The sequence below is a fragment of the Streptomyces sp. NPDC087270 genome (assembly GCF_044744625.1).
GTDB lineage: Bacteria > Actinomycetota > Actinomycetes > Streptomycetales > Streptomycetaceae > Actinacidiphila.
Window position 1 is genome coordinate 83037 of the sequence record NZ_JBIUYR010000023.1, and the last position, 26513, is coordinate 109549.

General features: G+C 72.6%; 21 protein-coding genes. 5 read left to right on the top strand and 16 right to left on the bottom strand.

Features of this window, described 5'->3' with window-relative positions; all coding sequences use genetic code 11:
* Window positions 1–96: 96 nt before the first annotated feature.
* Together ACIPAE_RS34405 and ACIPAE_RS34410 are read right to left on the bottom strand one after the other, a co-directional pair.
* Entirely contained in the window at window positions 97–1290 is a 1194-nt protein-coding gene (locus ACIPAE_RS34405; protein WP_402450674.1) for a DUF4192 domain-containing protein, read from the bottom strand.
* Between the two features lie 238 nt (window positions 1291–1528).
* On the bottom strand, window positions 1529–3688 hold the full coding sequence (locus ACIPAE_RS34410) for a RecQ family ATP-dependent DNA helicase (protein WP_366409975.1): 2160 nt from the start codon (window positions 3686–3688) through the stop codon (window positions 1529–1531).
* A gap of 342 nt (window positions 3689–4030) precedes the next feature.
* Between ACIPAE_RS34410 and ACIPAE_RS34415 the strand changes: the two genes are divergently transcribed.
* Entirely contained in the window at window positions 4031–4627 is a 597-nt protein-coding gene (locus ACIPAE_RS34415; protein WP_329364011.1) for a hypothetical protein, read from the top strand.
* 156 nt (window positions 4628–4783) lie between these two features.
* Here ACIPAE_RS34415 and ACIPAE_RS34420 read toward each other — a convergent pair whose 3' ends face one another.
* From ACIPAE_RS34420 to ACIPAE_RS34435, 4 genes are all read right to left on the bottom strand, one after another.
* Complete coding sequence (locus ACIPAE_RS34420; RefSeq protein WP_329364013.1) at window positions 4784–5440, bottom strand: hypothetical protein; 657 nt, start codon at window positions 5438–5440, stop codon at window positions 4784–4786.
* 54 nt (window positions 5441–5494) lie between these two features.
* Window positions 5495–6181 (bottom strand): ribonuclease HII, encoded by a 687-nt coding sequence (locus ACIPAE_RS34425; protein ID WP_329364015.1) that lies wholly within the window; start codon window positions 6179–6181, stop codon window positions 5495–5497.
* A 116-nt stretch (window positions 6182–6297) separates the two neighbouring features.
* Window positions 6298–7245, bottom strand: coding sequence for an ADP-ribosylglycohydrolase family protein (locus tag ACIPAE_RS34430; protein WP_402450677.1), 948 nt, complete (start codon window positions 7243–7245; stop codon window positions 6298–6300).
* Window positions 7246–7395: 150 nt separating this feature from the next.
* Window positions 7396–8205 (bottom strand): TetR family transcriptional regulator, encoded by an 810-nt coding sequence (locus ACIPAE_RS34435; protein ID WP_402450680.1) that lies wholly within the window; start codon window positions 8203–8205, stop codon window positions 7396–7398.
* 125 nt (window positions 8206–8330) lie between these two features.
* On the opposite strand from ACIPAE_RS34435, the gene ACIPAE_RS34440 reads away from it, so the two are divergent.
* Entirely contained in the window at window positions 8331–8789 is a 459-nt protein-coding gene (locus ACIPAE_RS34440) for a hypothetical protein (protein WP_402450683.1), read from the top strand.
* Between the two features lie 94 nt (window positions 8790–8883).
* On the opposite strand, the gene ACIPAE_RS34445 is transcribed toward ACIPAE_RS34440, so the two are convergent.
* The 5 genes from ACIPAE_RS34445 to nrdR all read right to left on the bottom strand — a co-directional run bounded on the left by ACIPAE_RS34445 (window position 8884) and on the right by nrdR (window position 14860).
* Entirely contained in the window at window positions 8884–9546 is a 663-nt protein-coding gene (locus tag ACIPAE_RS34445; RefSeq protein ID WP_329364022.1) for a histidine phosphatase family protein, read from the bottom strand.
* A 107-nt stretch (window positions 9547–9653) separates the two neighbouring features.
* Window positions 9654–10259 carry a YdbC family protein gene (locus ACIPAE_RS34450; protein ID WP_328470238.1) on the bottom strand — a complete coding sequence of 202 codons (606 nt, stop codon included), beginning with the start codon at window positions 10257–10259 and terminating at the stop codon, window positions 9654–9656.
* A gap of 61 nt (window positions 10260–10320) precedes the next feature.
* A complete protein-coding gene (locus tag ACIPAE_RS34455; protein WP_402450686.1) occupies window positions 10321–11091 on the bottom strand; it encodes an MBL fold metallo-hydrolase in 771 nt (256 codons plus the stop codon).
* A gap of 255 nt (window positions 11092–11346) precedes the next feature.
* Entirely contained in the window at window positions 11347–14232 is a 2886-nt protein-coding gene (locus ACIPAE_RS34460; RefSeq protein ID WP_329364024.1) for a vitamin B12-dependent ribonucleotide reductase, read from the bottom strand.
* 118 nt (window positions 14233–14350) lie between these two features.
* Entirely contained in the window at window positions 14351–14860 is a 510-nt protein-coding gene (gene nrdR, locus ACIPAE_RS34465) for a transcriptional regulator NrdR (RefSeq protein ID WP_328470232.1), read from the bottom strand.
* A gap of 575 nt (window positions 14861–15435) precedes the next feature.
* On the opposite strand from nrdR, the gene lexA reads away from it, so the two are divergent.
* A complete protein-coding gene (gene lexA, locus ACIPAE_RS34470) occupies window positions 15436–16215 on the top strand; it encodes a transcriptional repressor LexA (RefSeq protein WP_328470230.1) in 780 nt (259 codons plus the stop codon).
* A 165-nt stretch (window positions 16216–16380) separates the two neighbouring features.
* On the opposite strand, the gene ACIPAE_RS34475 is transcribed toward lexA, so the two are convergent.
* Window positions 16381–18396 (bottom strand): ATP-dependent DNA helicase, encoded by a 2016-nt coding sequence (locus tag ACIPAE_RS34475; RefSeq protein WP_402450689.1) that lies wholly within the window; start codon window positions 18394–18396, stop codon window positions 16381–16383.
* 132 nt (window positions 18397–18528) lie between these two features.
* On the opposite strand from ACIPAE_RS34475, the gene ACIPAE_RS34480 reads away from it, so the two are divergent.
* Window positions 18529–19743 (top strand): FHA domain-containing protein, encoded by a 1215-nt coding sequence (locus ACIPAE_RS34480; protein WP_402450690.1) that lies wholly within the window; start codon window positions 18529–18531, stop codon window positions 19741–19743.
* Window positions 19744–19786: 43 nt separating this feature from the next.
* Window positions 19787–21004, top strand: coding sequence for a serine/threonine-protein kinase (locus ACIPAE_RS34485; protein WP_402450693.1), 1218 nt, complete (start codon window positions 19787–19789; stop codon window positions 21002–21004).
* On the opposite strand, the gene ACIPAE_RS34490 is transcribed toward ACIPAE_RS34485, so the two are convergent.
* From ACIPAE_RS34490 to ACIPAE_RS34505, 4 genes are all read right to left on the bottom strand, one after another.
* On the bottom strand, window positions 20982–21641 hold the full coding sequence (locus ACIPAE_RS34490; RefSeq protein ID WP_402450695.1) for an FHA domain-containing protein: 660 nt from the start codon (window positions 21639–21641) through the stop codon (window positions 20982–20984). The genes ACIPAE_RS34485 and ACIPAE_RS34490 overlap by 23 nt on opposite strands.
* A gap of 93 nt (window positions 21642–21734) precedes the next feature.
* The gene (locus ACIPAE_RS34495) at window positions 21735–23492 is read right to left on the bottom strand and encodes an IucA/IucC family protein (protein WP_402450750.1); all 1758 of its coding nucleotides are present in this window, start codon (window positions 23490–23492) and stop codon (window positions 21735–21737) included.
* A 152-nt stretch (window positions 23493–23644) separates the two neighbouring features.
* Window positions 23645–24355: a GNAT family N-acetyltransferase gene (locus tag ACIPAE_RS34500; RefSeq protein WP_402450698.1), complete on the bottom strand. Its 711-nt coding sequence runs from the start codon at window positions 24353–24355 to the stop codon at window positions 23645–23647.
* 85 nt (window positions 24356–24440) lie between these two features.
* Complete coding sequence (locus tag ACIPAE_RS34505) at window positions 24441–26264, bottom strand: IucA/IucC family protein (RefSeq protein WP_402450699.1); 1824 nt, start codon at window positions 26262–26264, stop codon at window positions 24441–24443.
* Window positions 26265–26513 lie beyond the last annotated feature (249 nt).

Consider the following 26513-nt stretch of genomic DNA (forward strand, 5'->3'; position numbering starts at 1 on the left):
GACCGCCACACGCACCACCCCGCGGAAGCCCTCGTGCGCGCCCCTCGGCGTCCACCCGTCCCGTGCGCCGGAGCTGTACGCGGGTCATGAGGGCGGTCACCGGCGGGTCCGGGCACGGCGGTCCCTCGGCGCGCGAGGGTCGGGACCTCGGCCCGCAGCGCCGGTCGGCCCGCGGCGGGTGGCGGCCCTGCCGAGCACACGCTTGCGCCGTTCCTGGCGCAGGGTGCGCCGCAGCAGCTCAGGGTCCAAGCCCTCGTTGACGGAGGTGTGCAACAGCCGGGCGAACGTGTAGTTCGGATCGAGGTCGAGCGCCATCCGCAGGGCGACGCGGGCCTCGGCCTCGTCCCCCGTCGACCATGCGACCCAACCGGTGAGGGTGAGCGGCGCGACCGCGTGCTCCTGATACGGCCCGACGCAGCGGCGAGCCAGCGCCCGCCACAACCGGACGGCCGCGTCCGCCTGCCCGGGCTCCGCCCACTCCGCGGCGCGGTCGCGGGCGGCCTTGTCCTGGAGGCCGAGGATCACGGTGGCCGCCTCGTCGTCGGCCAGCAGCGCGTCGTCCTGCTCGTCGGACCTGACCGCGTCATCGAGCCGCGGCACGGCCCGGAGCCGCTCCAGCGCCGCGCGGGCCAGCCCGAGTGTGCGGCGACGCGTCTCCTCGACGCGGTTGTCGGCCAGCATCCGCGGCAGCACCTCGGCGCAGGCGATGTCCAGCGCGATCTCCCGCTGGTGGTCGCGGACCGCCGCCGGCCTGAGCCGGGCCTCGATGTCCCGCAGCGAGCCGGGAGTCGGAAGCCCCGCGTATGCGGCAGTGGCGGCCATGGCGGTGCTGCCCGGCGGCGGAAGAGCGGTGCCCTCGGCCGGTGACGGTGCGCGGTCCGGCAGGCAGTAGGACCACCAGCGCCCGGCCGACACGCACAGCGCCTCCACCACCGGCACGTCCAACTCCCCGCAGGCGACCCGCAGTCGCTGGGCGAGAGGCCGCAGCCGCTCCATCACGTCCGACGGCCGCTCGCCCTCGGACGGGTCCTGGCAGAGGAAGACCACGACCGCGTCGGGGTGTCCGCCGCGGCGGGTGCTGTTTCGCACCAGGCACTCGGCGAGATGCCCGGCGCTGACCGACCAGTCCGCCGGATTCTCCGGCAGGCTCACCCGCAGCCTCCCGCCGAAGCGGCCGTGCTCCCCGTGCAGTGCCACGAGGACCAGGCTGTCCGTCGGTTGGAAGCCGAGCAGATAGGGCAGCGCGTCCGCGAGTTCGCCCGGGCCGCGCAGCGTGACCTTGACCTCCATCGGCCCATCCGATGACTGTCCGTGCTGAATTTCGTCGCTCTGTGTCATGACTCGACGATGACGCATGGAACGGCTCTCCCGCGGGAGATCACCCGTTCGGCTGTGGACAACGCAGGCAGGACCCGACGCACCCACGACCGGACACGTACCAGGCCCAACGCCCGGCCCTCAGGGCTCAACCCCCAGCACTCATCCCGAACGCCCGGCACCCGGCACCAGCCCCAGCCCCAGCCCCAGGTCAGCCTGCCGCAGCGAGGACCAACGGAAGCACCTCACCGCTGCCCGCCTGACGCAGCAAGCGCGCAGCGACCGCGAGGGTCCACCCGGAGTCGGTGGAGTCGTCCACCAGCAGAACGGCCCCCGGAGCGCTCGCCAGGGCAGCGGCCAGCTCCTCGGAGACGGTGAACGCGCCGGACAGCGCCCGCAACCGCTGGGCGGAGTTGCTGCGACGTGCCGCGTGCGCCCCGCTCGCCCCGGTGTACGTCAGGCTGCCCAGGAAGGGGAGGCGGCCGACGTTCGCGATCCCCTCGGCAAGGGAGCCGACCAGTTGCGGGCGGGCCAGCGACGGGACGGCGACGACCCCGACCGGCCGGGCCGAAGCGTCCGGGGCGTCCGTCGCCCAGCCGCCGGGAGAGCGGGCCCAGTCGGCGAGAACGGCCACGGCGGCCCGCAGGACCTCGTCGGGCACGGGTCCGTCGGGCGCGTCCTCGGCCAGCAACGGCCGCAGCCGGTTGCCCCAGCCGATGTCCGACAGCCTGCCCAGCGCGCGCCCGGCCGAGCACTGCTCCTTGGCCGGAATGCGCCCCTTGAGGTCGATGCCGAGCGCGGCCATCCCCGTCGGCCACATCCGGCGGGGTTCGATCTCCACCCCGGGACGGTCCAGTTCCTTCGCCGCCCCCGTCAACGCCCCGGCCGAGACCGAGGAATCGACCCACGCCCCCGCGCAGTTGTCGCAACGGCCGCAAGGGACCGCCCCTTCGTCGTCCAGCTGCCGGCGCAGGAACTCCATCCGGCACCGGGGCGTGCTCACGTAGTCGCGCATGGCCTGCTGCTCGGCCGAACGCTGCCGGGCCACCCACGCGTAGCGCTCCTCGTCGTACGCCCACTCCGCGCCCGTCGCCGCCCAGCCGCCCTTCACCCGCTTGACCGCGCCGTCGACGTCCAGCACCTTCAGCATCGTCTCCAGCCGGCCGCGCCGGAGGTCCACCGCGGCTTCCAGGGCCGGCACGGACAGCGGACGCCCCGCCTCGGCGAGGGCCGCGAGGGTCTGCCGGACCTGCGCCTCCGGCGGGAAGGCGGTGTCGGCGAAGTAGCGCCAGATGGCTTCGTCCTCCCTGCCGGGCAGCAGCAGCACGTCGGCGTGCGCCACCCCGCGCCCCGCACGGCCCACCTGCTGGTAGTAGGCGATCGGCGAGGAGGGCGAGCCGAGGTGGACCACGAAACCCAGGTCGGGTTTGTCGTAGCCCATGCCCAGCGCCGACGTCGCGACCAGGGCCTTGACCCGGTTCTCCTGCAGGTCGACCTCGGCCTGCAGGCGCTCGGCGTTCTCCGTCTTCCCGGTGTACGAGGCCACCTCGAAGCCCCGCTGCCGCAGGAACGCGGTGGCCTCCTCGGCCGCGGCCACGGTGAGCGTGTAGATGATTCCCGAGCCCGGCAGTTCGTCCAGGTGCTCGGCGAGCCAGGCCAGCCGGTGCGCGGCGTCCGGCAGCCGGACGACGCCCAGCCGCAGGCTCTCGCGTTCGAGCGTGCCCCGGAGCACCAGCGCCTCACCGCCTCCGGTGCCCAACTGCTCGGCCACGTCCGCGGTCACGCGCGCGTTGGCGGTCGCGGTGGTCGCCAGTACCGGCACGCCCGCCGGCAGCTCGGCGAGCATGGCCCGCAACCGGCGGTAGTCGGGGCGGAAGTCGTGGCCCCAGTCGGAGATGCAGTGCGCCTCGTCGACCACCAGCAGACCGGTCGTGGCCGCGAGCTTGGGCAGCACCTGATCACGGAAGTCGACCGAATTGAGCCGCTCGGGACTCACCAGGAGGACGTCCGTCTCCCCGCGCTCGACCTCTGCGTAGATCGTCTCCCACTCCTCCGGGTTGGCCGAGTTGATGGTCCGCGCCTGGATGCCGGCGCGCGCGGCCGCCTCGACCTGGTTGCGCATCAGCGCCAGCAGCGGCGAGATGATCACCGTGGGGCCGGACCCGCGCCGGCGCAGCAGCGCCGTGGCGACGAAGTACACCGCCGACTTGCCCCAGCCGGTGCGCTGCACCACCAGCGCACGCCGGCGCTCCTCCACCAGCGCCGCCACCGCCTGCCACTGGTCCTCCCGCAGCCGCGCCGAACCCTCCGGGCCGCCCACCAGCTCGGCAAGGATCGCATCGGCTTCCGCACGCAGCTCCTGGTTGCTCATGTCCCCATGCAACCCCACAACACCGACAACGTCCCAATCCCACGCCCCGGCGACGCGCTCCGGCCCCGACCGGCCCGCCGGGGCCCGACAGCGGGAGATCGCCGCGGCGCACCGGGGCCGCCGCCGCGTTCGCGCTGGTCCCGGCGGGTGTCGGACCGGGTCGATCGGCCGGATGGGATCTATCCGGCGGACACTGCCATACCGGTCGTTGCCACCAATTGCCCGTTGCCGCATGGCAGTACGAGAGGAAGAATTGGCGGTGGATTCCCGATCGGCTCTCCGAGCCCCTTGACCGGCGTGCGCCCGCGCCCGGTCTACGGGTGCATCCGTGAAGGGAGGACCGTGACCATCGGGTTCGTTCCTGAGACCTCGTCCGCCGGTTCCCCCCGGGTGTCGCGCAGCGTCGAGCCGGCCGAGTGGGCCGGCAGCGGAGTGCCGATGCTGGCCAGCCCGCGCGACGTCATCAAGGACCTGCACGCCAGGCATCTGCCCACCCCGGCGACCGCCGTGGTCGCGGTCTACGACCCGGACGGACGGATCAGGGCCAGTGCCTCGTTCACCGGTCGCGGCGGAGTCCTGGACGGCTGGGAACGCCGCAACGCCCTGCTCTCCCACCTGCGCCGGGTCATCCCCCACGACCTGCGACTGCGCCACCCGGTGCGGGTCGCGGTCCTCATGGTCTGCCGGGACGGCGGTCCGGAGTGGACCGCGGAGGACGGCGCCTGGATGTGGGGCCTGCGCGACGCCTGCACGCTGCACGGGCTGCGCTGCGGGTCCTACGTCACCCTCACCGACGACGGGTGGAACGTCATCGGCGAAAGCCGCGCCGGCCGTACGCCCAACGCCCGCTCGGCGACTGCGCTGCGGACGAACCCGCCGGCGCACGCCCCGCTCCCGAACGGGTCGCCGCTGGCCGGGCGCCAGGCCGCCGTGCGCTGACCGCCCTGTCGGGCGAACGCCTTCGCGGCACAAGCCCGGGTGACCGCCTTCGCGGCGAACCCGCGCGTTCACCGGCGGCCGCGTCGCGGCAGCGCGGCGGCCAGGCCCGGCGGCCGGATGTCCGGCCGCCGGGCCGCGAACCGCCCAGGCCCTCGGTCAGGCGGTGGCGCCGAGCAACCCGTTGGTCCGGGCCGGGTCGCCGCACACGATCAGCAGCACACCGGCGCGGGCCAGCGCCTCCGCCAGCGCGCGCGACATCCCCTCGTCGTCACCGCCGTTGAGCGCGACGACCACGACCGGGCGGCCGGTGGCACGGGTGGCGCGGATGTCGGCGTAGAACACGTCGTCGGCCGCGTCGTGCTGGGCCCAGTAGGACGCCTCGCCGAAGGACAGCTCGTGGGCGGCCCAGGGATGCTGCTCGCCGGCGGTCAGCACCAGGATCTCGCCGGGGGCACGGCCGGTGTCCAGCAGCAGGTCAACCGTTTCGTCGGCCGCGTCGATCGCGCCTGCCTCCGGAGCGGGGATGAGCTGGATCTGGGCGGACGTGCCGTCGGTGGAACGCTGCGCGGGCACGGCGGCGGGCGGCGCGGCCGGAGCCGCTGGTCCGGCCTTGCCCGCGGGCCGGTTGGGACCGGGACGGCCGGGACCGACGCCCGCGGCGGCTGCTTCCCTCGACGGCGCGGGGCGCGGTGCCGCAGGTCGCGGCGGGCCGGGGACTGGACGGGGGGTCGACGCATTCCGGCCGGCGGCCGGAGCAGTGCGGGGACCCGGGACGCTCTCGTGAATCTGAGGCTCCTCGGGGGTGAGAGGCATGAGTTGATGTCTATCAAACGAGCTGTGAATGCGCAGCGGGGGGTGGCTCCCCAATCAGAAATCGAAACCGAGTTGTTCCCCTGTGTCTGCGTCGTCCCGCACCTTCTTGAGGTGCTGCCACCGCGGCATCGCGTCCAGATACGACCAGGACAGCCGGTGCTGCGCGGTCGGACCGAGTTCCTCGAGTGCCGCACGGTGCACGGGTGACGGATACCCGGCGTTGTCCCCGAAGGCGAACGGGGCGTATTCCGCGCCGAGTTCGGCCATCGCGGCATCGCGCCGCACCTTGGCGATCACGGACGCGGCGGCCACCGCGACACATGACTGGTCGCCCTTGATGACCGTCCGCACCTGCCAGGGCCCGCCCAGGTAGTTGTGCTTGCCGTCCAGGATGACCGCGTCCGGCCGCTCGGGCAGCGCCTCCAGGGCGCGTCCCGCCGCCAGCCGCAGGGCCGCCGTCATGCCGAGGCTGTCGATCTCCTCGGGCGAGGCGTGGCCGAGCGCGTAGGACGTCACCCAGTCGGCGAGGAGAGCGGCCATTTTGGTCCGCCGCTTGGGAGTGATCAGTTTGGAGTCGGTCAGGCCCTCGGGCGGGCGGCGCAGTCCGGTGACCGCCGCGCACACCGTGACCGGCCCGGCCCACGCGCCACGCCCCACCTCGTCCACACCAGCGACGGTGCGTACGCCGAGGGTGGCGCGCATCGAACGCTCGACGGTGTGGGTGGGCGGTACGTACGGCATGACGCACTCAGCCTACCTCTCGGCAACGGCCCGCCTGTAGAGGGGTGATCGGCGGCACCGGGCGGCACGAACGGACGGCGCGTGCCCGCCGGTTGCAGGCAGCACGCGCGTCGCGATCAGGCCACTGCGGCCCACTCCGGCAGCGGTTCGGTCCGCCGTGTCCAGGTGGCGGGCGGTTCGCCGCCGGGGCGGGCGGCGATGATGCCGCCGACGATCGCGCAGTTGGTGTCCACGTCGCCGCCGGCCCGCGCGGTGGTCCAGAACGCCCGCTCGTAGTCGTCCAGGTGGCGTGCGGCAGCCCACAGGGTGAAGGGCACCGTGTCGTGGGCGCTGGTGCGTCGGCCGCAGCCGAGCACCGCTGCGACGGTCGCCACGTCGGCGTAGTCCAGCATGTCGCGGGCCCGTCGGATGCCGGCGTGCACGGCGCTGCGCGGCACCAGGTCCAGCACCGTGCCCAGGAGCGCGTCCGGGTCGCCGGGCCCCGCGGGGTCGGCGGCGAGCGCGGCAGCGGCGGCGACCGCCATCGCGCCGGCCACGGCCTCCCGGTGCTGGTGGGTGGTGTAGGCGGAGATCTCGGCCTGGTGGGTGGCCTGCTCGGGGTCGCCCGCGTACCAGGCGCCCAGCGGCGCGATCCGCATCGCCGCCCCGTTGCCCCACGAGCCCTGCCCGTTGAACAGCCCGGCGGCGAGTTCGCGCCAGTCGGCGCCCTCCTGGCGGACCAGCCGCAGCATCCGGTTCACGGCGGGGCCGTAGCCGCGGTCGAAGTCATGGTGCTCCGCGAAGGACCACGCGAGCGCGTCCTGGTCGATCCGGCCGTGCGACGCGAGCACCGCCAGGACCGAACACGCCATCTCCGTGTCGTCCGTCCACGCCCACGGGCCCGGCGGCAGCTCGCCGCTCTGGAGGGCGGGGTAGTTGGCCGGAACGAAGAACTGCGACCCGAGTGCGTCGCCGACCGCCAGCCCGCGCAGGCTGGCCGTGGCACGCGCCAGGCGGCCGGAGTCGGGGGTCGGGGCGGCGGCGGAATCGGCCCGGCCGGGACCAGGGGCAGGCTCGGGAATCATGGCGTCGGAACCTTCGCTTTCATCTGACGCATCGTACTGACCGCCCGGCCCGGCGCCAGGGGATCGTACGGGTCGGCGCCCGTCGACGGGAGGACGTACGGCGGGCTGGCGGCGGGCAGGGCCGCGGCTCGTGGCGGCGCGGCACGCGACCTAAGCAGGGCCGTCGGCAGGCTCCGTACGGGGCTGCTCGTCGGTCGGCCGCGGGTCGATCGGGCGCGGGTCTGTCGGGCGCGGGTCTGTCGTCCGCGCGTCGGGAGTCCGCGGGAATCCGGCCAGCCCGGCGTCGAGGAGCCGGGCGGCGCGGCGAACGTCGGCGGTGACCGCCGCCCTGATCGACTCGGGCGTGAGGGTGGCGTCCATGTGCGTACGCAGCGCGCGATGCTGGACCTGCCACAGGCCGAGGAGGGCGGTCGCGGCGATCCACGGCTCCGGGTCGTCCCGACCGGCGCCGGCTCGTGCTGCCAGTGTCCGGGCGGCCGCGGCGATCAACTGGTCGGTCATGTCCCGCTGATGGGCACGCAGTGCCGGCGTGGCCCGGATCAGGGCGCCGAACCGCCCCATCGCGGCGACGGCCCCCGCCGGGTCGTCCTGCGTGTCCAACCAGGCCGTCATGGCGCCGAGTTCGTCGGCCAGGATGCGCAGCATCGCTTCGACCACCGGGACGCCCGGGTCGGCCAGGCCGGTGCGCAGCGCGGCCATCGTGGCATCCGGCAGGTCCAGGACCAGCGACTCCTTGGTCGGGAAGTAGTTGAAGACCGTCTTCTCGGACACTCCGCACGCATCGGCGATCTCCGAGACGCGCACCGCGTCGAAGCCCCGCTCGACGAACATCTCGGTCGCCACATCCGAGAGCCGCTGCCGCATCAACCGCTTCTTGCGCTCGCGCAGACCCTCGGTACCGGCGGCATCCACCTGCCGCGACGCGCGCAGCGCCGCCCAGTCCACCGTTCGCGCACTCATGACGGCAGGATAGTCCGGCGTCCAGAATTTTTCTGTTACTGTATTTTTCTAGTCACAGTAAATATGCTCCACCGCTCGCCCCGCTTTCCGGGTGCCGGGGCGGAAGGGAAGTCGAGAGGAGCCCCGTGAACGTCGTCGCGTTCGTCAGCATTTTCTTCGCCGGCCTGCTGGCCGGAGCCGAGTACGCGGTCCGCTGCGGGGTGCGGCGGCCGCTCGCCGTGCTGGCCGACCAGCAGCACATCGAGCTCCGGCAGGCGCTCATCCGGAGCCTGCGCATCGCGGTTCCCGCCGTCTACGTCCCGACGCTCGCGACCGCCATGGCCGCCACCGTGGGGAACGCCGGAGGCCGCGGCTTCGACTTCCAGTGCGCGGGAATGGCCGCCCTCCTCCTATGGACGGTGACCACCTTCGCCGGAACCGTGCCGATCAACGCGGGTGTCCTCGCATGGAGCGCCGGCGCACCGCCGCACGGCTGGCAGGCGGTGATCCGCCGGTGGGAGCGGCTGGACAACGTACGGACCTGGGCGGCCGCCGCGGCGTTCGCGTGCTTCCTGGGCGGAGCGGCGCGGCTGGCGTCCGGGTGAGGTCGCGGCGAACGGGGACGGGGCGCGGTCACGGCACCAGGCATGGGCGCGGGAGAGGTCGGCCGGGTTCGGCCGTGCGGCACCGAACCCGCGCTCACTGCAACCCGCCGCCGGGCGGGCCGGGGGTTCCCCACCGCTCGAACGGCCGGTCCAGGATGTAGCGGCCGGAGGGCTGCAGCAGCAGCATGCGGGTCTCGGCGTTGGACGGGTTGGACAGCGTCTCGAACTCCTCGACCGTCCAGTGGAACCAGCGCATGCAGAACAGCCGCATCGTCAGCCCGTGCGTGACCAGCAGCACGTTCGGAGGGAAGTCCGGCTTGTCGAAGGCGCGGTAGAGGGTCTCCAGGAACGCGCCCACCCGGTCGTGGACGTCGGCGCCGCTCTCCCCCATCGCGAACCGGTAGAAGAAGTGGCCATAGGCGTCTCGGGCTTTGCGCTGGCGCTGGATGTCCTCCTGGTCCTGCCAGTTGCCCCAGTCCTGCTCCCGCAGCCGGGGCTCCTCGCGCGCCGTGGCCAGCGCCGGGTCCAGGCCCAACTCCTCGTAGGTGTGCCAGGTCCGCCGGTACGGGGAGACGAACGCCTGCACCCGCTCCCCACCGAACACCGCGCGCAGCCGGGCGCCCGCCGTCGCGGCCTGCCTTCGGCCGTCGGCGGTCAACTCCAGGGCATGGTCGGGCACCCTTTCGTAGATGCTGTCGTCCTCATTGCCCTGGGACTCGCCGTGCCGGATGAGCACGATGCGGTGAGGGCGTCCCATACCGGCCAGCCTATTGCGCTCGCCACCACGACGCCTTTCCGCCACCGAGCCGCGCCGACCGGATGCCCGGACGCCGTGGCCGGTGCCGACCGGATCGGCGTCCCCGCTCAGACCGTCCATGCCTGCACCACGTCCACCACGTCGCCGGCCACGGAGAGCACATCGGCGTCCAGCCCGGCACGCTCGGACAGCCGCTCCACGGCCCCTTCCCGGTACTTGCCGTGCTCCGTGGCGGAGTCCCACATCGACAGCACCAGGAAGTCGTCCGTCTCGCCCCGGCCGAAGGCCCCGCGCAGCATCCCGGGCGACCCGGCCATGGCCGGGTTCCACACCCGCTCCTGCATCTGCGTGAAGTGGTCGACGCGCTCCGGCCGCACCTTGCACAGCGCGACTCTGAGCAGATCGGTGTCGGCGAAGAGTGGCTCGAAACCGACCTTCACATCCAGCCGGTGCTCGAACAGCCGCACCGCGAGCATTTCGTACGTGCCCTGCTGCGCGGCGGCGACGCCGTCGTGCGGACCGGCCATGAAGGCGTCGTACGAGCGCCGGTCGTCCCAGAAGCCGAACAGGTGCGCGACTCCCGGCTGGGCTCGGCTCCACCCTCCGCCCTGGCCGAGGAACCCCGGCTGCTGGCGCAGCGCCACCCATCGGCGCTGTCCCCGGTCGAACCCCGGTCGATCGACGACCCCGCAGCGCATCCACTTGACCAACACCGCGCCATCGTAGTGGCGTCGGGCACCTCACCCGATCCATTCCGGCACCGCGAGGGAGCGCTCACAGCGCGACGGAGGCGCCCGGTCCCAACCGGTGCAGGCGGTCCGCGAGACCCGCTGCGGCGAACTCCGCCTCGACGCTGACGCCATCCTGCGTGAAGTGCGCCCACTGCTCGAAGTGCAGCGGCACCACCTGCCGGGCCTCCAGGATCGCGGCCGCCTCCGCCGCCTGCGCGCTCGTGAGGGTGAGCGTGCCGTCCGGCACCAGCGCGGTGCGGGCCGCCCCGGCGAAGAGCAGGGCCACGTCGAAGGGACCGAAGCGGTCGGCGACGGCCCGCACCACGTCGAGCGAAGCGTTGTCCCCGCTGATGTAGACCGTCGGCAAGCCGCTGCCCGACAGGACGAAACCGGTGACCTCACCGACCAGCTTCTCGCTGCCGTCCGGTCCGTGCTGCGCCGGCACGCCGGTGACCCGCAGCACGCCTCCGTCCGGGCGCGGCAGGTCGATGTGCTCCCAGTTGCCCAGGGCGCGCACCGGGCCGACCACCCGGTCGTGCGCGGATCGCGTGCTCAGCACCAGCGGGACCTCGGCCAGCAGCGCCCGCCCTGCCCGGTCGAGGTTGTCCGGATGCTGGTCGTGCGACAGCAGCACCGCGTCGAGCGGCCCGATCTCGGCCGGTGCCACGCCCGGACCCGCCGTCTTCACCAGCGCCCGCGCGCCGATCGGGTACTCCCCCGGCTCGTCGAACGTCGGGTCGGTGAGCAGGCGCAGCCCTCCGACCTCCACGACCGCCGTGGGCCCGCCGACGTAACGAATGTCCACATCTGACATGGTCTTCCCCCTTGCACGTGCACGGCTCCCGCGGGCACGAATCGATCTTCGTCCGGAATCAATCGCCCTTCCTCCGGAGCTATTCCCCTCGCCCCCTTGACGCGCGAAACACCGCCTCCCCGATGTTCACCCGAACGTCGCAACCGGCACGCGCCTGCCAGGACCGGGGGAAGAACGCGACCGGCCGGGCGGCACCACGTCACGCGGCGCCGCCCGGCCGGTCAGCCACCCGGTCTCAACCGGGAATCAGCGTGCTCAGCTGCAGCCGCTGGTCGAACCGCAGCCCTCGCAGAGGTAGCAGCTCCCGGCGCGCCGCATCTTCGTGCCGCAGGAGAAGCACAGCGGGGCGTCGGCATTCAGGCCGAGCTGGATCTCCAGCAGTTCGGTGGAGTTGTGGGCCTCCTTGGGCGCCGGGACCGCGGCCGCCGGCTTGGCCGCCGACAGCGGCTTGGCGACCTCCACGTGGCGCGGCGCGGACTGGGCCAGGCCCTCGACGTCGACGTCGTCCTCACCGGCCTCGTAGGAACCGGTGTCGAGGTGCCGCTGGCGCTCCTCGGCGGAGTGGATGCCCAGCGCGGAGCGGGTCTCGAACGGCAGGAAGTCCAGTGCCAGGCGGCGGAAGATGTAGTCCACGATGGACTGCGCCATCCGCACGTCCGGGTCGTCGGTGAGGCCGGCCGGCTCGAAGCGCATGTTGGTGAACTTCGAGACGTAGGTCTCCAGCGGGACTCCGTACTGCATGCCGACGGAGACGGCGATCGAGAAGGCGTCCATCATGCCCGCGAGGGTCGAGCCCTGCTTGGACATCTTCAGGAAGACCTCGCCGAGGCCGTCGTCCGGGTAGGAGTTGGCCGTCATGTAGCCCTCGGCGCCACCGACGGTGAAGGAGGTGGTGATCCCCGGGCGGCCCTTGGGCAGACGCTTGCGGACCGGGCGGTACTCGACGACCTTCTCGACCTGGACGGGAGCCTGCGCCTCCGCGGCGGTGTCGACCTTGGTGTCCTGCTTCTTCTTCGCCGACAGCGGCTGGCCGACCTTGCAGTTGTCGCGGTAGATCGCGAGGGCCTTCAGGCCGAGTTTCCAGCCCTCGTAGTAGACCTCCTCGACCTCCTCGACGGTCGCGGACTCCGGCAGGTTGACCGTCTTGGAGATGGCGCCCGACAGGAACGGCTGGGCCGCGGCCATCATCCGGACGTGGCCCATGGCGGAGATCGCCCGGTCGCCCATGGCGCAGTCGAAGACCTCGTAGTGCTCGGTCTTCAGGCCGGGCGCGTCGATCACATTGCCGTGCTCGGCGATGTGGGCGACGATCGCCTCGACCTGCTCCTCCTGGTAGCCGAGGCGCTTGAGTGCCACGGGGACCGTGTTGTTCACGATCTGCATCGAGCCGCCGCCGACCAGCTTCTTGAACTTGACCAGCGCCAGGTCGGGCTCCACGCCCGTGGTGTCGCAGTCCATCATCAGGCCGATGGTGCCGGTGGGGGCGAGCACCGATGCCTGGGCGTTGCGGAAACCGTTCTTCTCGCCGAGTCGGATGACGTCCTGCCACGACTCGGTGGCCGCCGCCCACACCGGGGTGTCGAGGTCGTCCACCCGCTTGGCCGTCGCATTGGCGTCGGAGTGCTGCTTCATGACGCGGTTGTGCGCGTCCGCGTTGCGCGCGTAGCCGTCGTACGCGCCGACCACCGCGGCCAGTTCGGCCGACCGCTTGTAGGACGTGCCGGTCATCAGGGAGGTGATGGCGCCGGCCAGCGAGCGGCCGCCGTCCGAGTCGTACGCGTGGCCGGTCGCCATCAGCAGCGCGCCCAGGTTCGCGTAGCCGATGCCCAGCTGGCGGAAGGCGCGGGTGGTCTCGCCGATCTTCTCGGTCGGGAAGTCCGCGAAGCAGATGGAGATGTCCATCGCGGTGATGACCAGCTCGACGACCTTGGCGAAGCGCGCCGCGTCGAAGGTCTGGTGCCCCTCGTCGTCGTGGCGCAGGAACTTCATCAGGTTGAGCGAGGCGAGGTTGCAGCTGGAGTTGTCCAGGTGCATGTACTCGCTGCACGGGTTGGACGCGGTGATGCGGCCGCTCTCCGGCGACGTGTGCCAGTGGTTGATGGTGTCGTCGTACTGGATGCCGGGGTCGGCACAGGCCCAGGCCGCCTCGGCCATCTTGCGGAACAGCGACTTGGCGTCGACCTGCTCGATGACCTCGCCGGTCATCCGGGCACGCAGCCCGAACTGCCGGCCGCCCTCCACGGCCTTCATGAACTCGTCGTTGACCCGGACGGAGTTGTTCGCGTTCTGGTACTGGACGGACGTGATGTCGTCCCCGCCCAGGTCCATGTCGAAGCCCGCGTCGCGCAGCGCGCGGATCTTCTGCTCTTCCTTGACCTTGGTCTCGATGAACGCCTCGACATCGGGGTGGTCGACGTCCAGGACCACCATCTTGGCGGCGCGGCGGGTGGCGCCGCCCGACTTGATGGTGCCCGCGGACGCGTCGGCGCCACGCATGAAGGAGACCGGGCCCGAGGCGTTGCCGCCGGAGGAGAGCAGTTCCTTGGAGGAGCGGATGCGTGAGAGGTTCAGGCCGGCGCCCGAGCCGCCCTTGAAGATCATCCCCTCTTCCTTGTACCAGTCGAGGATCGAGTCCATGGAGTCGTCGACCGACAGGATGAAGCAGGCGGAGACCTGCTGCGGCTGGGCGGTGCCGACGTTGAACCACACCGGCGAGTTGAAGCTGAACACCTGGTGCAGCAGGGCGTACGTCAGTTCGTGCTCGAAGATCTCGGCATCCGCGGGGCCCGCGAAGTAGCCGTGCTTCTCGCCCGCCTTGCGGTACGTGAGCACGACCCGGTCGATGAGCTGCTTGAGGCTCTTCTCGCGCTTGGGGCTGCCGACCGCACCACGGAAGTACTTGCTCGTGACGATGTTGGTCGCGTTCACCGACCAGAAGTCGGGGAACTCCACACCGCGCTGCTCGAAGTTGATCGACCCGTCGCGCCAGTTCGTCATGACGACGTCACGGTGCTCCCAGACCACCTCGTCGTACGGGTGCACGCCGGGGGTGGTGTGGATGCGCTCGATACGCAGGCCCTTGTTCACCTTCGACCCCTTGGTGCGTGAACCGCGTGCCGGGCCGCTCGTCGTCTCGGTCATTCCGCCTCCCAATATGGGCAAACGCCCTGATGTGCGCGGTTCTTCCCGCAGCACGATGTGTTGTCTGACGCCTCGGCGCGCTAGGGCGCGCGTCGGCAAATCCGTGTCCCGACGCCGGTCAGTCGGTGCCCGCGGACGCGGGGACCCCGAGGTCCTCGTCAAGCCCGCCGGGAGTCATGGGTGGGAGCTGCTCGCGCAGCTCCGTGATGGCCCGCTCGAAGTCGTCGAGCGAGTCGAAGGCCCGGTAGACGCTCGCGAAGCGCAGGTAGGCGACGAGGTCGAGTTCCTGGAGCGGACCGAGTATGGCCAGTCCCACGTCATGGGTGGACAGCTCGGCGCTGCCGGTGGCGCGGACGGCCTCCTCGACCCGCTGCCCGAGCAGCGCGAGGGCGTCCTCGGTGACCGGCCGGCCCTGGCACGCCTTGCGCACGCCTGCGATCACCTTGTTGCGGCTGAAGGGCTCGGTGACGCCGCTGCGCTTGATCACCATCAGCGAGGCCGACTCGACGGTCGTGAAGCGCCGCCCGCAGTCGGGGCACTGGCGCCTGCGACGGATCGCGGCACCGTCGTCGGTGGTCCGGCTGTCGACGACGCGGCTGTCGGGGTGTCTGCAGAAGGGGCAGTGCACGGTCTTCCCACTCCCTCCCTCACCCACGGTGAGCGCACGACGAACATGCTTCCGCGAGGTCCTGCCAGAACCCCGGAAGCAGCCTCAAGCATAGGCGATCGCTGCGGCTTTGAAGCCACTGGGCCCGCTTGGAAACCACAACTTGTGGTGGCCGGGCCCTATCCAACCACTAGATCTGGTGCCCGCGCATCAGGGGGTGCGATCCGCGTGTCGTGGCCGCGCGACGGCCACGGAGGGCGTTCGCGACATGCCGGAGCGTATGGGAGCGGGCCCGCGGGGCGCACTCCGCGAGCCGGTGCGACACTGGGCCGACCGGAATGCGCGCACCCGGTCCGCGCTCTCCGCGGGCACCCTGGGCGGCGCCTCGACCGCCACGCCGGAGGCAATGCGGGAATCGAACTTCCATTCGATCAATACACCCGGTACCTTGATCACGTCAGCGGATTTTCGCTAATTCACTCGAACGTGTGTTTGGCGCAACCTTTCGAAACCCACTACCGTTGTACTAACTGCCCGCACGCGGAGGCGGGCCGACCGCAGTCCATGCGGTGGAGAACAACTCGAAAGGGGCCGCCGTGACCACCACCGCAGAGAGCGCCACCGGCACATTGCCCGAGCATGACCGCTCCCCGGACGGAATCGGCCCGTTGGACGTGACGAACGAAGACAGCACCCCGAAGCCGGCGCGCGCCCTCCCCGGACGGCCCCCGGGAATTCGCGCCGACAGCTCGGGGCTGACCGAGCGCCAGCGCCGCGTCATCGAGGTCATCAGGGACTCGGTGCAGCGCCGCGGATATCCGCCGTCCATGCGCGAGATCGGCCAGGCCGTCGGCCTGTCCAGCACCTCGTCGGTCGCCCACCAGCTCATGGCGCTGGAGCGGAAGGGGTTCCTGCGCCGCGACCCGCACCGCCCGCGCGCGTACGAGGTCCGCGCGTCGGACGCTGGCCACCCGCAGCCCACCGACACCACCGGCAAGCCCTCGGCCTCGTACGTGCCGCTGGTCGGCCGGATCGCGGCCGGCGGTCCCATCCTGGCCGAGGAGTCCGTCGAGGACGTCTTCCCCCTGCCGCGCCAGCTCGTCGGTGACGGCGAGCTGTTCGTGCTCAAGGTGGTCGGCGACTCGATGATCGAGGCGGCCATCTGCGACGGCGACTGGGTGACCGTACGGCGCCAACCGGTCGCCGAGAACGGCGACATCGTCGCGGCGATGCTGGACGGCGAGGCGACCGTGAAGCGCTTCAAGCGGGACAACGGCCACGTGTGGCTGCTGCCGCACAACGCGGCGTACCAGCCGATCCCCGGTGACGAGGCCACGATCCTCGGCAAGGTCGTGGCAGTGCTGCGCCGGATCTGACCCGGCGCTCGGCGATTGTTCGGAGCCGGGCTCGACCCGGCTGGACAGGGCCCGGCAGGCCGCTGTGGGCGGGCTGCCGGGCCCTTCGCCGTATCTGTGTATCCGGAGGGCCACCGCGAGCGCTACGGGCCGCTCAGGGGCCCGTACACCGCCGCGACGGCCCTGTCAGGCCTCGGCCTCAACCGTCTCGGCGGTTGCCGGCCGCACCGCCGCCGCATCGATCGCCGCCAGCGACCTCCGCACCTGGTTGCGGTCGTTGGTGTACCAGAACTCGGGCATCGAGGAGCGCAGGAAGCCCCCGTAGCGCGCGGTGGCCAGCCGCGGGTCGAGCACGGCCACCACACCGCGGTCGCCGGAGGCGCGGATCAACCGCCCCGCGCCCTGGGCCATCAGCAGCGCCGCGTGGGTGGCGGCGACCGCCATGAAGCCGTTTCCGCCGTGCTCCTCCACCGACTTCTGCCGCGCGCTCATCAGCGGATCGTCCGGCCGGGGGAAGGGAATCCGGTCCATCACCACCAACTGGCAGTTCACGCCCGGCACATCCACTCCCTGCCACAAGGACAGCGTGCCGAACAGGCAGGTGCCGGCGTCCTCGGCGAAGGTGCGGATCAGCTCGCCCAGCGTCTCCTCGCCCTGGAGCAGCACCGGGTGTTCCAGCCGCCCGCGCATCGCCTCCGCGGCCGCCTGGGCGCCGCGCATCGACGAGAAGAGCCCCAGGGTGCGTCCGCCGGCCGCCTCGATCAGCTCGGCCAGTTCGTCGAGCATGTCCTCGCGGCCGGAGTCCCGGCCCGGCTGGGCGAGGTGCCGGGCCACGTAGAGGATTCCCTGCCTGCGGTAGTCGAAGGGCGAGCCGACGTCGATGCCCTTCCAGGGCGGCACCTCCTCCTCGCCCTCCGGGGCCTTCACACCCTCCGGGGACAGACCGAGCGAGGCCGCCACCCCGTTGAAGTCGCCGCCCAGCTTGAGGGTGGCGGAGGTGAGCACCACGGAGCGGTCGTTGAAGAGCTTCTCGCGCAGCAGACCCGACACGTTCAGCGGCGCCACCCGCAGCGACGCGCCGAACCGGTCGTGCCGCTCGCACCACACCACGTCGTACTCCGAGCCCTGCACCAGGCGTTCTGCGACCTCGTGCACGTGCTCGACGGAGGCCAGGGCCTGCTTGCGGATCACGTCCTCGTCCTGCACGGACTTGTCCCGGGTCTCGCCGAGCGCGGTGATCACCAGCCGGCACGCGTCGCGGAGCGCGGCAAGTACGTACGCGAGGTCCTCGGGGATCTCCTCCAGCCGCCCGGGCAGGGCCAGCTCCATCACCCGCTCGAAACCCTCGCCGGCGCTCAGGAGGGCGTCCGCGGCCTTCTCGTTGACCAGTTTGGCGGCGCGCTTGACGGCGCGGTTGACCCCGATGGGGCTCAGCTCGCCGGTCGCGACCCCCGTGACGCGTGAGACCAGTTCATGCGCCTCGTCGACGATCAGCACCTCGTGGCTCGGCAGCACCGGGGCGCCCTCGATGGCGTCGATGGCCAGCAGTGCGTGGTTGGTCACGATGACCTCGGCGAGCTTGGCCCGCTCGCGGGCCGCCTCGGCGAAGCACTCGGCGCCGTAGGCGCACTTGGTGGCGCCCAGGCACTCCCGGGAGGTGACCGAGACCTGGCTCCAGGCGCGGTCCGAGACCCCCGGGCTGAGTCCGTCCCGGTCACCGGTCTCGGTCTCGTCGGCCCAGTCACGCAGCCGCAGCAGGTCCTTGCCGAGCTTGCTGGTCGGCGCGGCGGCCTCGAAGGGGTCGAAGAGGCCGTCCTCGTCGTCCTGCGGCACGCCTTCGTGCAGACGGTGCAGGCACAGGTAGTTGGAACGGCCCTTGAGCATCGCGTACGCCGGTTCGCGGCGCAGCAGCGGCTTCAGCGCCTGCACCGTGCGCGGCAGGTCCCGCTCCACCAACTGCCGCTGGAGGGCGAGGGTGGCAGTGGCCACCACCACGGGCTCGCCGTGTGCCAGGGCGGGCACCAGGTAGCCGAGCGACTTCCCGGTGCCGGTGCCGGCCTGGACGAGCAGATGGGACTGGTCTTCCACGGCGGCCTGTACGGCTTCGGCCATGGCGACCTGGCCTTCCCGCTCCACCCCGCCGACGGCGGTGACGGCGGCGTGCAGCAGGTCGGTGAGGGCGGGTGGGGTGGTGGCAGTCATAGGAGGGCCAGCCTACGGCGCCGCACCGACAGCGCGGTCCGGGTCCGGCCGGTCCGGTCACCGGCCGGACATTCCCGGGACCGCCTCGGTCGGGCGGTGCTAGCTTCTGGTCATATGCAGTGCGAGAGCCGCTTGACGCTTGATGCCTCGGCCGCGGAATACGTGATCGACGTGGCGAACGTCGTCCGCGAACCAGCCCTCGGCGGTGACAGAGCGGCGGACCTGAGCCGCTTCGAGGCGCTGCTCGACGCGCTGGCGGAGTTCGCCCACGACCCCGCGGTGCAGGTCTACCCGATCACGGACCGCTCGCTGCTGACCGACGGCCGCCTGACAGCTGAGGAGCGCGAGCGCCTGGCGGGCTGGTACCGCGACCGGCTGCTGGAGGTCCTGCCCAGGGCCGACGACCGCATCCTGGAGCTCGCGGACACGCTTGAACTGCAAGTGGTCAGCGCGGACAACTTCCTCGACTTCCACCGCGCCTACCCGTGGATTCCGGGCGACCGGGACCACTTCCTGCGCCCGCTGCTCGGCCCCGACGGGGCGCTGGTGGTGCGCCCGCGGATCATGCCGGTGCCCCCGGAGTGGCAGATCTCGCGCAAGGAGGAGGAGGGCCTGCTGCTGGAGGCAGGGGTGCTCAGGCGCTGGGCACCGTCGGCGCACCGGGATGTGCTCAGCCGGGACTGGCGCTGCCCGCAAGCGGACTGCCCGCTGTTCGGGGCGGGCGAACATCCGGGCACCGCGCTTCCCCGCCGCCGGGGCAAGCGGGTGCTGTGCCCCACCCACGGACTGCCGCTGTCCGACGCCGGGCCGCGGCCGCGCCGCGCGCAGATGAAGGTGGTCATGGACGGCACGGTTCGCGGCCGCTTCATGGTGACGGCCGGCGAGCCGCTCGCGGTCGGCCGGGCCCCCGCGGGCGGCGGGGTCGCCCTCGGCGCCTGGATCGACGACAAGGCGGTGGACTCCGTCAGCCGCACGCATGTGCTGCTGGAGTACGACGGAACCGGGCTGACCGTCGTCGACGAGCGCAGTGCCAACGGCACCCGCGTCCGCCGCCGGCGGCCGACCGGGGACGAGTTGCTGCCGCTGTTCCACGGCACGCGCTGGCAGTTGCGCCGCGGGGACGCGATCGTGCTGCACGAGCGCCTGGAACTGCTGCCCAGCGGCCGTCAGTTCGTGTTCGAGGACGACACGACGGACGGTACGGTCGGACCGCAGCAGGCCGCCGCGGCCGCGGACCCGACGATGGTGGGCCTGCCGTCCGACCTGTGGCGGATGGCGGACGAGTCACCGGCGCACGGGGCGCAGGGACACGGATCACCGGCCCACGGGTCACCTGGGCGCGACTGAACGGCACAGGAGTGAGGGGCGCACGCGAGTGAGCGGAGGCGGAGTGGGCGGGACGGGCGTACCGCCGGACCGGATCGGGGCCGGGACGCTGCTCAGCGGCCGCTACCGGCTGGAGGAGCGGTTGGGCGGCGGCGGCTTCGGGCAGGTGTACGCGGCCGTCGATCTGGGTTTGGGACGCCGGGTGGCAGTAAAGGTGCTGACCTTGCGCGCCGAATGGGCCGAGGGCGAGCGCAACGCGCGCGAGGGCCGGTTCCGCCGGGAGGCCGTCGCCGCCGCCGCGCTCAGCCATCCCAACGTGGCGACCATCCATGACGCGGGCGAGCACGACGGCCGTCCCTTCCTGGTGATGGAACTGCTGTCAGGGCGGGACTTCGGCGAGGTGCTGCTGGACCTCGGCGGCCTCCCGGTCGCCGACGTCCTCGCCTACGGCGCCCAGATCGCCGCGGGCCTGCAGCACGCCCACGAGCACGGTCTCGTGCACCGGGACATCAAGCCGGAGAACCTGATGCTGCTGCCCGACGGCGCCGTCAAGATCTGCGACTTCGGTCTGGTGGCGCAGCGCGACCCGCAGCGCACCCGGTACACGGACCCGCAGGCCGTCATGGGCTCCCCGCCGTACCTGTCGCCCGAGCAGGCGCACGGCCGGGAGGTCACCGCGCAGTCGGACCTGTACTCCCTCGGTTGCGTGCTGTACGCGCTCCTCGCCGAGGGTCCGCCGTTCTCCGCGGGCAACGTCGTCGGATACGCGTACGCGCATGTGCACGAGACGCCGGAACGGATCGAGCGGCGCCGGCCCGAGGTGCCGGCCGGCCTCGCGCACCTGGTGCACGAACTGCTCGCCAAGAACCCGGCGGAGCGCCCGTCGACCGCGGGCGAGGTGGCGCTGCGGCTGAGGGAGTTGCGGCAGCCGGGCCGTGTGCCGCACACGCCGACGGCGCTGGACCGCGGGACGCGGCATGTGGTGTGGGCGTTGCTGGAGGAAGGCGAGGGACTGCTCATGTCCGGCCGGTTCGCCGACGCCGACCAGCGGTACTGGCAGGCGCTCCAGCAGCTGGCGCGGCATGACGCGGAGAAGGCGCCGGCGTCCTTCGCGGCGCTCTTCGGCCGGGCGCGCGTGCTGGAGGGACTCAACGGCGCGTCCTCGGTGGCCAGGCGCCTCGCGGAGCTGGCGGGCGACACGGCCGCCGCCCTGGGTGCCGAGCATCCGCTCGCCCGGTGTGTGGCCTCCTACGCGGCGGTCAGGCCAGCACCCGAACGGTGACGTCGGCGGCGAGCCGTATGGCGTCGCCCGGGTTCAGCACGGCGGGTTCGTGGGGCGGGAGCCGGTAGCCGTGCAGGTACGTGCCGTTCGTGGAGCCCTCGTCGGTGAGGGAGGCGGAACCGTCCGGCTCGACCCTGACGGTGGCGTGCAGGCGGGACAGGTTGTCGTGGGCGGCGAGGAATCCGACCGCGGGGCACAGCCGCCGCTCGCGGCCCAGCCGGACCTGCCGGCCGGGTTCGACCTCGACGACCTGACCGCCCGGGAAGCTCAGCCGCAGGGCGCGCGACGGGCCGTCCCTGCGGGTCCTGGCGCTGCCCGCCTCGGTGTTCGCGAGGCGGCCGATGACCCGGGTGTGGTCGGGGTGCGGCTCGGGTTCCGGGCGTGCGTCGGGTTCGGGCCTCCCGTCGGGTTCGGGCCTCGCGTCGGGTTCGGGCCTCGCGTCGGCCGGCTGCGCGGTCTCCCCCGAGTCGGTGGGCCCCACGGCGTCCGTGGGGCCCACCGCGTCCGTGCGGTCCGCGCCGGGGACGGGTGCCATCAGCGCGAAGGGCACGTAGCAGCCCTGGCAGACCAGTTGCCCGGGGTGGGCGCCGCCGCTGCCGCACTCCGGGCATGCCCCGCCGCCGGTTTCCTCGCCCATCCCACTCCCGCCGTCGGGCCGTTCGTCGGCTCAGCCGTCGTCGGACCGATCGTAGCGGCGCCCAGCGGGGCGTCTCGGCGCCAGGCGGCGCGCTCAGGGCCCGCAGAGCGGATTGGCCACGGTCCCGTGCACGGCGGCGTGCGGGCGGTTGGCCCGGTCGCGGTACCCGTCGAGGTGCAGACGGTTGCGGTTGAGGCACAGCCGGGCGATCCGCGGGGCGAAGAGGTCGAACAGCGCGAACCGCTCCTTGAGTTCGGGGAAGCGCTCCTGGTGGCGCACGATCTCCTCCCGTACCAGTGCCCAGAACTCGTTTTCGGGAACGCCGAGTTGCTGCTCGCACAACGGCGCGAGATAGCGGAACACTCCGATGAACAGGCCCGAGTGGATGAACTGGGTGAGGAATTCCGGCGACTCGGTGAGCAGCACGGCGCGGACGTCCGCCGGCATGGTGTCGTGTTCCGGCAGCGGCTGGGCGGAGACGTTCACGTCGTCGACGAAATCCTTCACCGCCAGCCGCACCGGGATGTCGTGCTCGTCGTAGACGACGATCGCGTTCTCGCCGTGCGGGGAGAACACCGTGCCGTACCGGTAGAGGAAGTGCAGCAAAGGAGGGAGAAGCGCGGCGAAGAGGTGTCGCAGCCACACTCGCGGGGAAAGCCCGGACCGGGCGACGAGTTCGGCCGTGAAGGCGCGGCCCGCCGGGTCGGTGTGCAGCAGTGCGGCAAGCGTCCGTGCGCGCTCGCCGGGAGCGAGGTACGCGGTCAGCGGCTCGCGCCAGATACAGCCGAGCAGTTCGCGGTACTGATAGGGCACCGCGGGCATCTTGTCGTATTGCGGATGGGCGACGGTGACGGACGCCACCTCGCCGAGCAGGATCACCCGGGCCTCGTCGCGCAGGAACCGGTCGTGGTCGCGCAGCGTGTGCACCCAGCCGGTGACCGCGGGGGCGGCCAGCGTGCGCTCGGTGGGCAGGCCGCGCCAGACCAGGGTGTTGAGCACCGACAGCGGGAGCTTGACGGTGCGGCGGTGCGGCCGGCTGGTGTTGAGGAACGTGCGGATCGACTGCTGCGGCAGCCGCAGGTCGTTGTCAGTGGTGAGGTGGATGATGGACCTGTCGGCGATCGCGGGTGCGAAGAGCGGGGCGACGACCTGTTCCCACTGCCAGGGGTGGACGGGCAGCAGCAGGTAGTCGGCGGGATTGCGGTCGTGGTCGGCGATCGTGCGGTGGAAGGTGTCGAGGGTCTCGGGGGCGAGTTCCTCGGCGTAGAGCGGGTCGGAGGTGTTCAGGGTGCCGGTGCCCCGGTATTCGGCGAGGTCGCGGTGGACGGCGATCCACGGCAGTCGGTGGCGTCTGCGGGCTTCGGGCGCCCAGTGCGCCGCGTCGGCGTCCGAGAACCCGATACGGCCCTTGTTGGCGACGAGCCATGGGTGGCCGGTCTGGTGCCCTTCGAGTTCGGCGTAGCCGAGGTCGGCGAGCTCGGCGGCCGGCAGCGCGGTGGCGTCCAGTCGCACATCGGCGCACAGCGTGGCGAGCAGTTCCCTGATCAGGTGGCCCGTGGTGTCGCCGCTGAGCCCGAGCACGCTGTCGTGGCCGTGCGCGAGGAAGTGCAGCGGGTCGCCGGTCGGGGTGATGCTGCCCGCGTCCACGTACCAACTCCCGTACGAGCCGCGGCGCGCGCGGAAGCGGTAGGTGACGTCGGGTGCGACGTCGACCCGGTACGCGTCGGGGCCGGACGCCGGGTCGGGCTGCGGCGCGATCACGTCTTCGTAGGCGAACTCGGCGAGCATCTTGGCGAGCAGCCGCCTGGCCGCGCGCTCCCACGCGGCGCCGGACTCGGTCGGGGATGGCATCGTCACGGTGGGCTCCTGCGGACGGGACGGAAGGGCTGCTTTGCGAAGCGGCCGCCGCCGGTCGGACACGACCGGCGCGGTCGGGCGTGCTCGGCGGCGTCCGGTCGCGATCGGATGCGGTCGGACACCGCCGGACGCGGTCGGGCACCGTGTCAGACGCGGTGACGCAGGGCTCGGTCGCGGATCATCAGGGCGGCGCGCTTCCCCGGCAGGTCGACCTCCGCGGAGAGCCGGAAGCCGGCGGCGAGGAAGGCCGCCACGGAGGGGGTGTTGCGCAGGTCCGGTTCGGCGATCACCCGGCCGCAGGCGGAGCGGTGGTCCAGGACCAGGTCGGAGACCGCGCGCAGCAACGTGCCGCCCAGGCCGCGGGCGCGGTCGGCGACACCGCCGATGAGCAGATGGACGCCGGTGTCGTGCGGCCGGGCGGGGTAGTAGCGAGCGATCGGGTCGAGGTCGGCGCGATAGACCTCCCAGTAGCTCATCGCGCTGCCGTCGAGCACGCCGAGGCAGGGCACGCTGCGGCCGTCGCCGTCGAGTTGGGCCCGCACATGGGCCTCGGTGACCCGCTGCTCGCCGGCCAGTTCCCAGAACTCGGCGACTGCCGGATCGTTCATCCACCGGGTGAGGACCGCGAGGTCCCGGTCAGGGACGACCGGGACCAGCCGGAAGGGCCCGGCCGGTGTTTCGGCGGCCGACCAGGCCGCGATGCCGTCGAGCAGCCCGCCCGCGACGCCACCGGCTGCTCCCGCCGCGCCCCCGCCGCCCGTCGGCTCTCCCACGGCGCTGTCCGAGAACAGCGCGAGGACCTCCGGTGGCAGTTTCAGGTCGAGAGTGTCCTCGGTACTGGAGTCGGCGGATGGCAACGGAACTCCTTCCTGTCCCGGTCGGGCGCGGAAGGGCCGCGCGGGCGGGGCGTAGAGGCCGGTCGGCGGTGGTGCGTGCCGCCGCTCAGCGGGCCAGCGGGTTGGGCAGGGTGACGTACACGGACTGGGTGTCGACCGGCCCGACGAGTTCGTCCATTCCGTGCAGCCGGGTCAGCAGGTTGGCCTTGCAGCGCAGTTGCGGGCTGTGCAGCAGTCGCTCGGGGAGGCGGCTGGAGCCGCCCGCCACGCCCGCGAGGAAGCGGCGGAAGGCGGCGAGCAGCACTTCCTCGTCGGCGAGCCGCTGCGCGCCGAAGGCGCCGATCAGGCCGAGGACGTTGTTGATGCCGAGGTAGTAGGCGAAGCGCTCGTCGGCCACCTCGTCGGCGACGAAGGTGTCGCTGTGGGCGCCGATGCCGGGCAGTTGGCGTTCCAGGGCGTCGCGGTGCGACTCGCGGAAGTAGTAGCCCTGGTTGTCGCGGTAGCGGCCGCCGCGCGGCCAGCCGTCGGCGTCGAGCAGCACGATGGTGTTCTGCTGGTGCGCCTCGAGCGCGATGCCCGCCTCGCCGTCCAGCCACAGCGCCGGCCGGACCACCTCGTCGAGGTAGCGCAGGAACCACTCGGTGGCGACCGCGGTCCCCGGCCGTCCGCTCCGCTCGGAGAGGCGGCCGACGAGCACCGCGAGCCGGGAGACCAGCGCCGGTGCGGGCAGTCGCGGCCAGGGCCGCGGGGAGGTCAGTCCGGCCACGCAGTGCGCCTGCGCGCCGGGCCCGAACGGGTTGTGCCGCAGGGCGACGTCAAGACCTGGCAGCGGGCGGCCGTCCCTGTCGTCCACGCCCAGCCAGGCGGGGTCACGAACGATGTCGAACCGGGGATAGGTCTCGTGCCAGCGGGCGGCCAGCCCGCTGCGCAGCAGCCGGTGCACCTCGGTGCCGCGCAGCAGCTCCTTGCGGAGGTTCTCCCGGCGGGAGTTGGTGATGCGCAGGGCCAGCGACAGCTTCAACATGACCTGTTCGCCCGACCGGTAGACCGTACGCACCGACGAGGTGGGGTGCCACGGGTCCCCGAGGGTGCCCAGGTCGTGCAGCAGCCCGGCGTCGAACAGCTCCTGTACGGCGGGCCGATGGCGGACCTCGCGTGCCTGCCACGGGTGCAACGGCAGCGGCGCGGTACCGGCGGGCAGCGCAGGGCTTGGCCCGGCCAGTGCCGTGAGCAGGTCGGGCGCGGACACCGGGCGGCCGCGATCGGTCCACGCCGAATCGGTGGCGAGCAGCGAGGGGTCCACCGCGAACCAGTGCAGCGGGAAGGCGCCGCGCAGCTCGGGCGAGTAGGCCGCCGACTCGGCGTCGCCCAGGCCGTCGCGGCTCTTGGGCGTCGGGTGCAGCGGGTGGCCGAGGATCAGCGCCTGCTCGGAGTCGAGGAACGGCAGTTCGGGATCACCGTGGCCGGGGCGTTCGCGCCGGTCGGTGACGAAGACGGCGGTCCGGCGTACCGAGTCCGCCACCCTTGCGACCAGGTCGGCACCCTCCGCCGGGTCCGCGCCGCTCTCCCGGGCCAGCAGCGCGGCAAGTTCGACCGCGGTCAGCGGCCGCTGGTCGGCCGTGGTGAGCCGGACGGGCCCGAAGCGGTGGTGGCCGGTGGCGGACCAGTGGTGGACGACCGCACCGGCCGCGGTGCCCGCCGCCGGCAGCGGCACCCGCAGCAGCCCGTCGGCCGGCTGCGCCAGGCCCTTCTCGCGGGTCCAGCAGCGCAGCAGTGCCTCGGTGCCGGCGGCGTCGGCCACGGCATACGGCTCCTCGCGAGCCAGCGGGTCGGGACCGGTCACGATCCGGGGGGTGCGTGCCCGCTGGGGCGGCACGGAGGTGGCGGTGTCATGGCGGTCGGTGCCGGCGGGGTCCACGGGTGCGGTCATGCCAGGGGCCTCACTTGTCGGTACGGCGGTACGGCGGTGCGGCAGTGCTGTACGGGGGCGGGGGTGATGTGCCTTGGTGGGTCGGTGCGCTTCGGGGCGGCGGCGGCGTGCGCCGGGGCGACGGCTCGGCGTGGCACGCGGTGGGGCACGGCTGCCGCGCCCCACCGTCGCGGTCGGGTCGTGACGCGGTCAGGAGCCGGCCGGCCGAGCGGAGCGGGGATCGGCATCCTGCGCGCCGGCGTGCCCGCG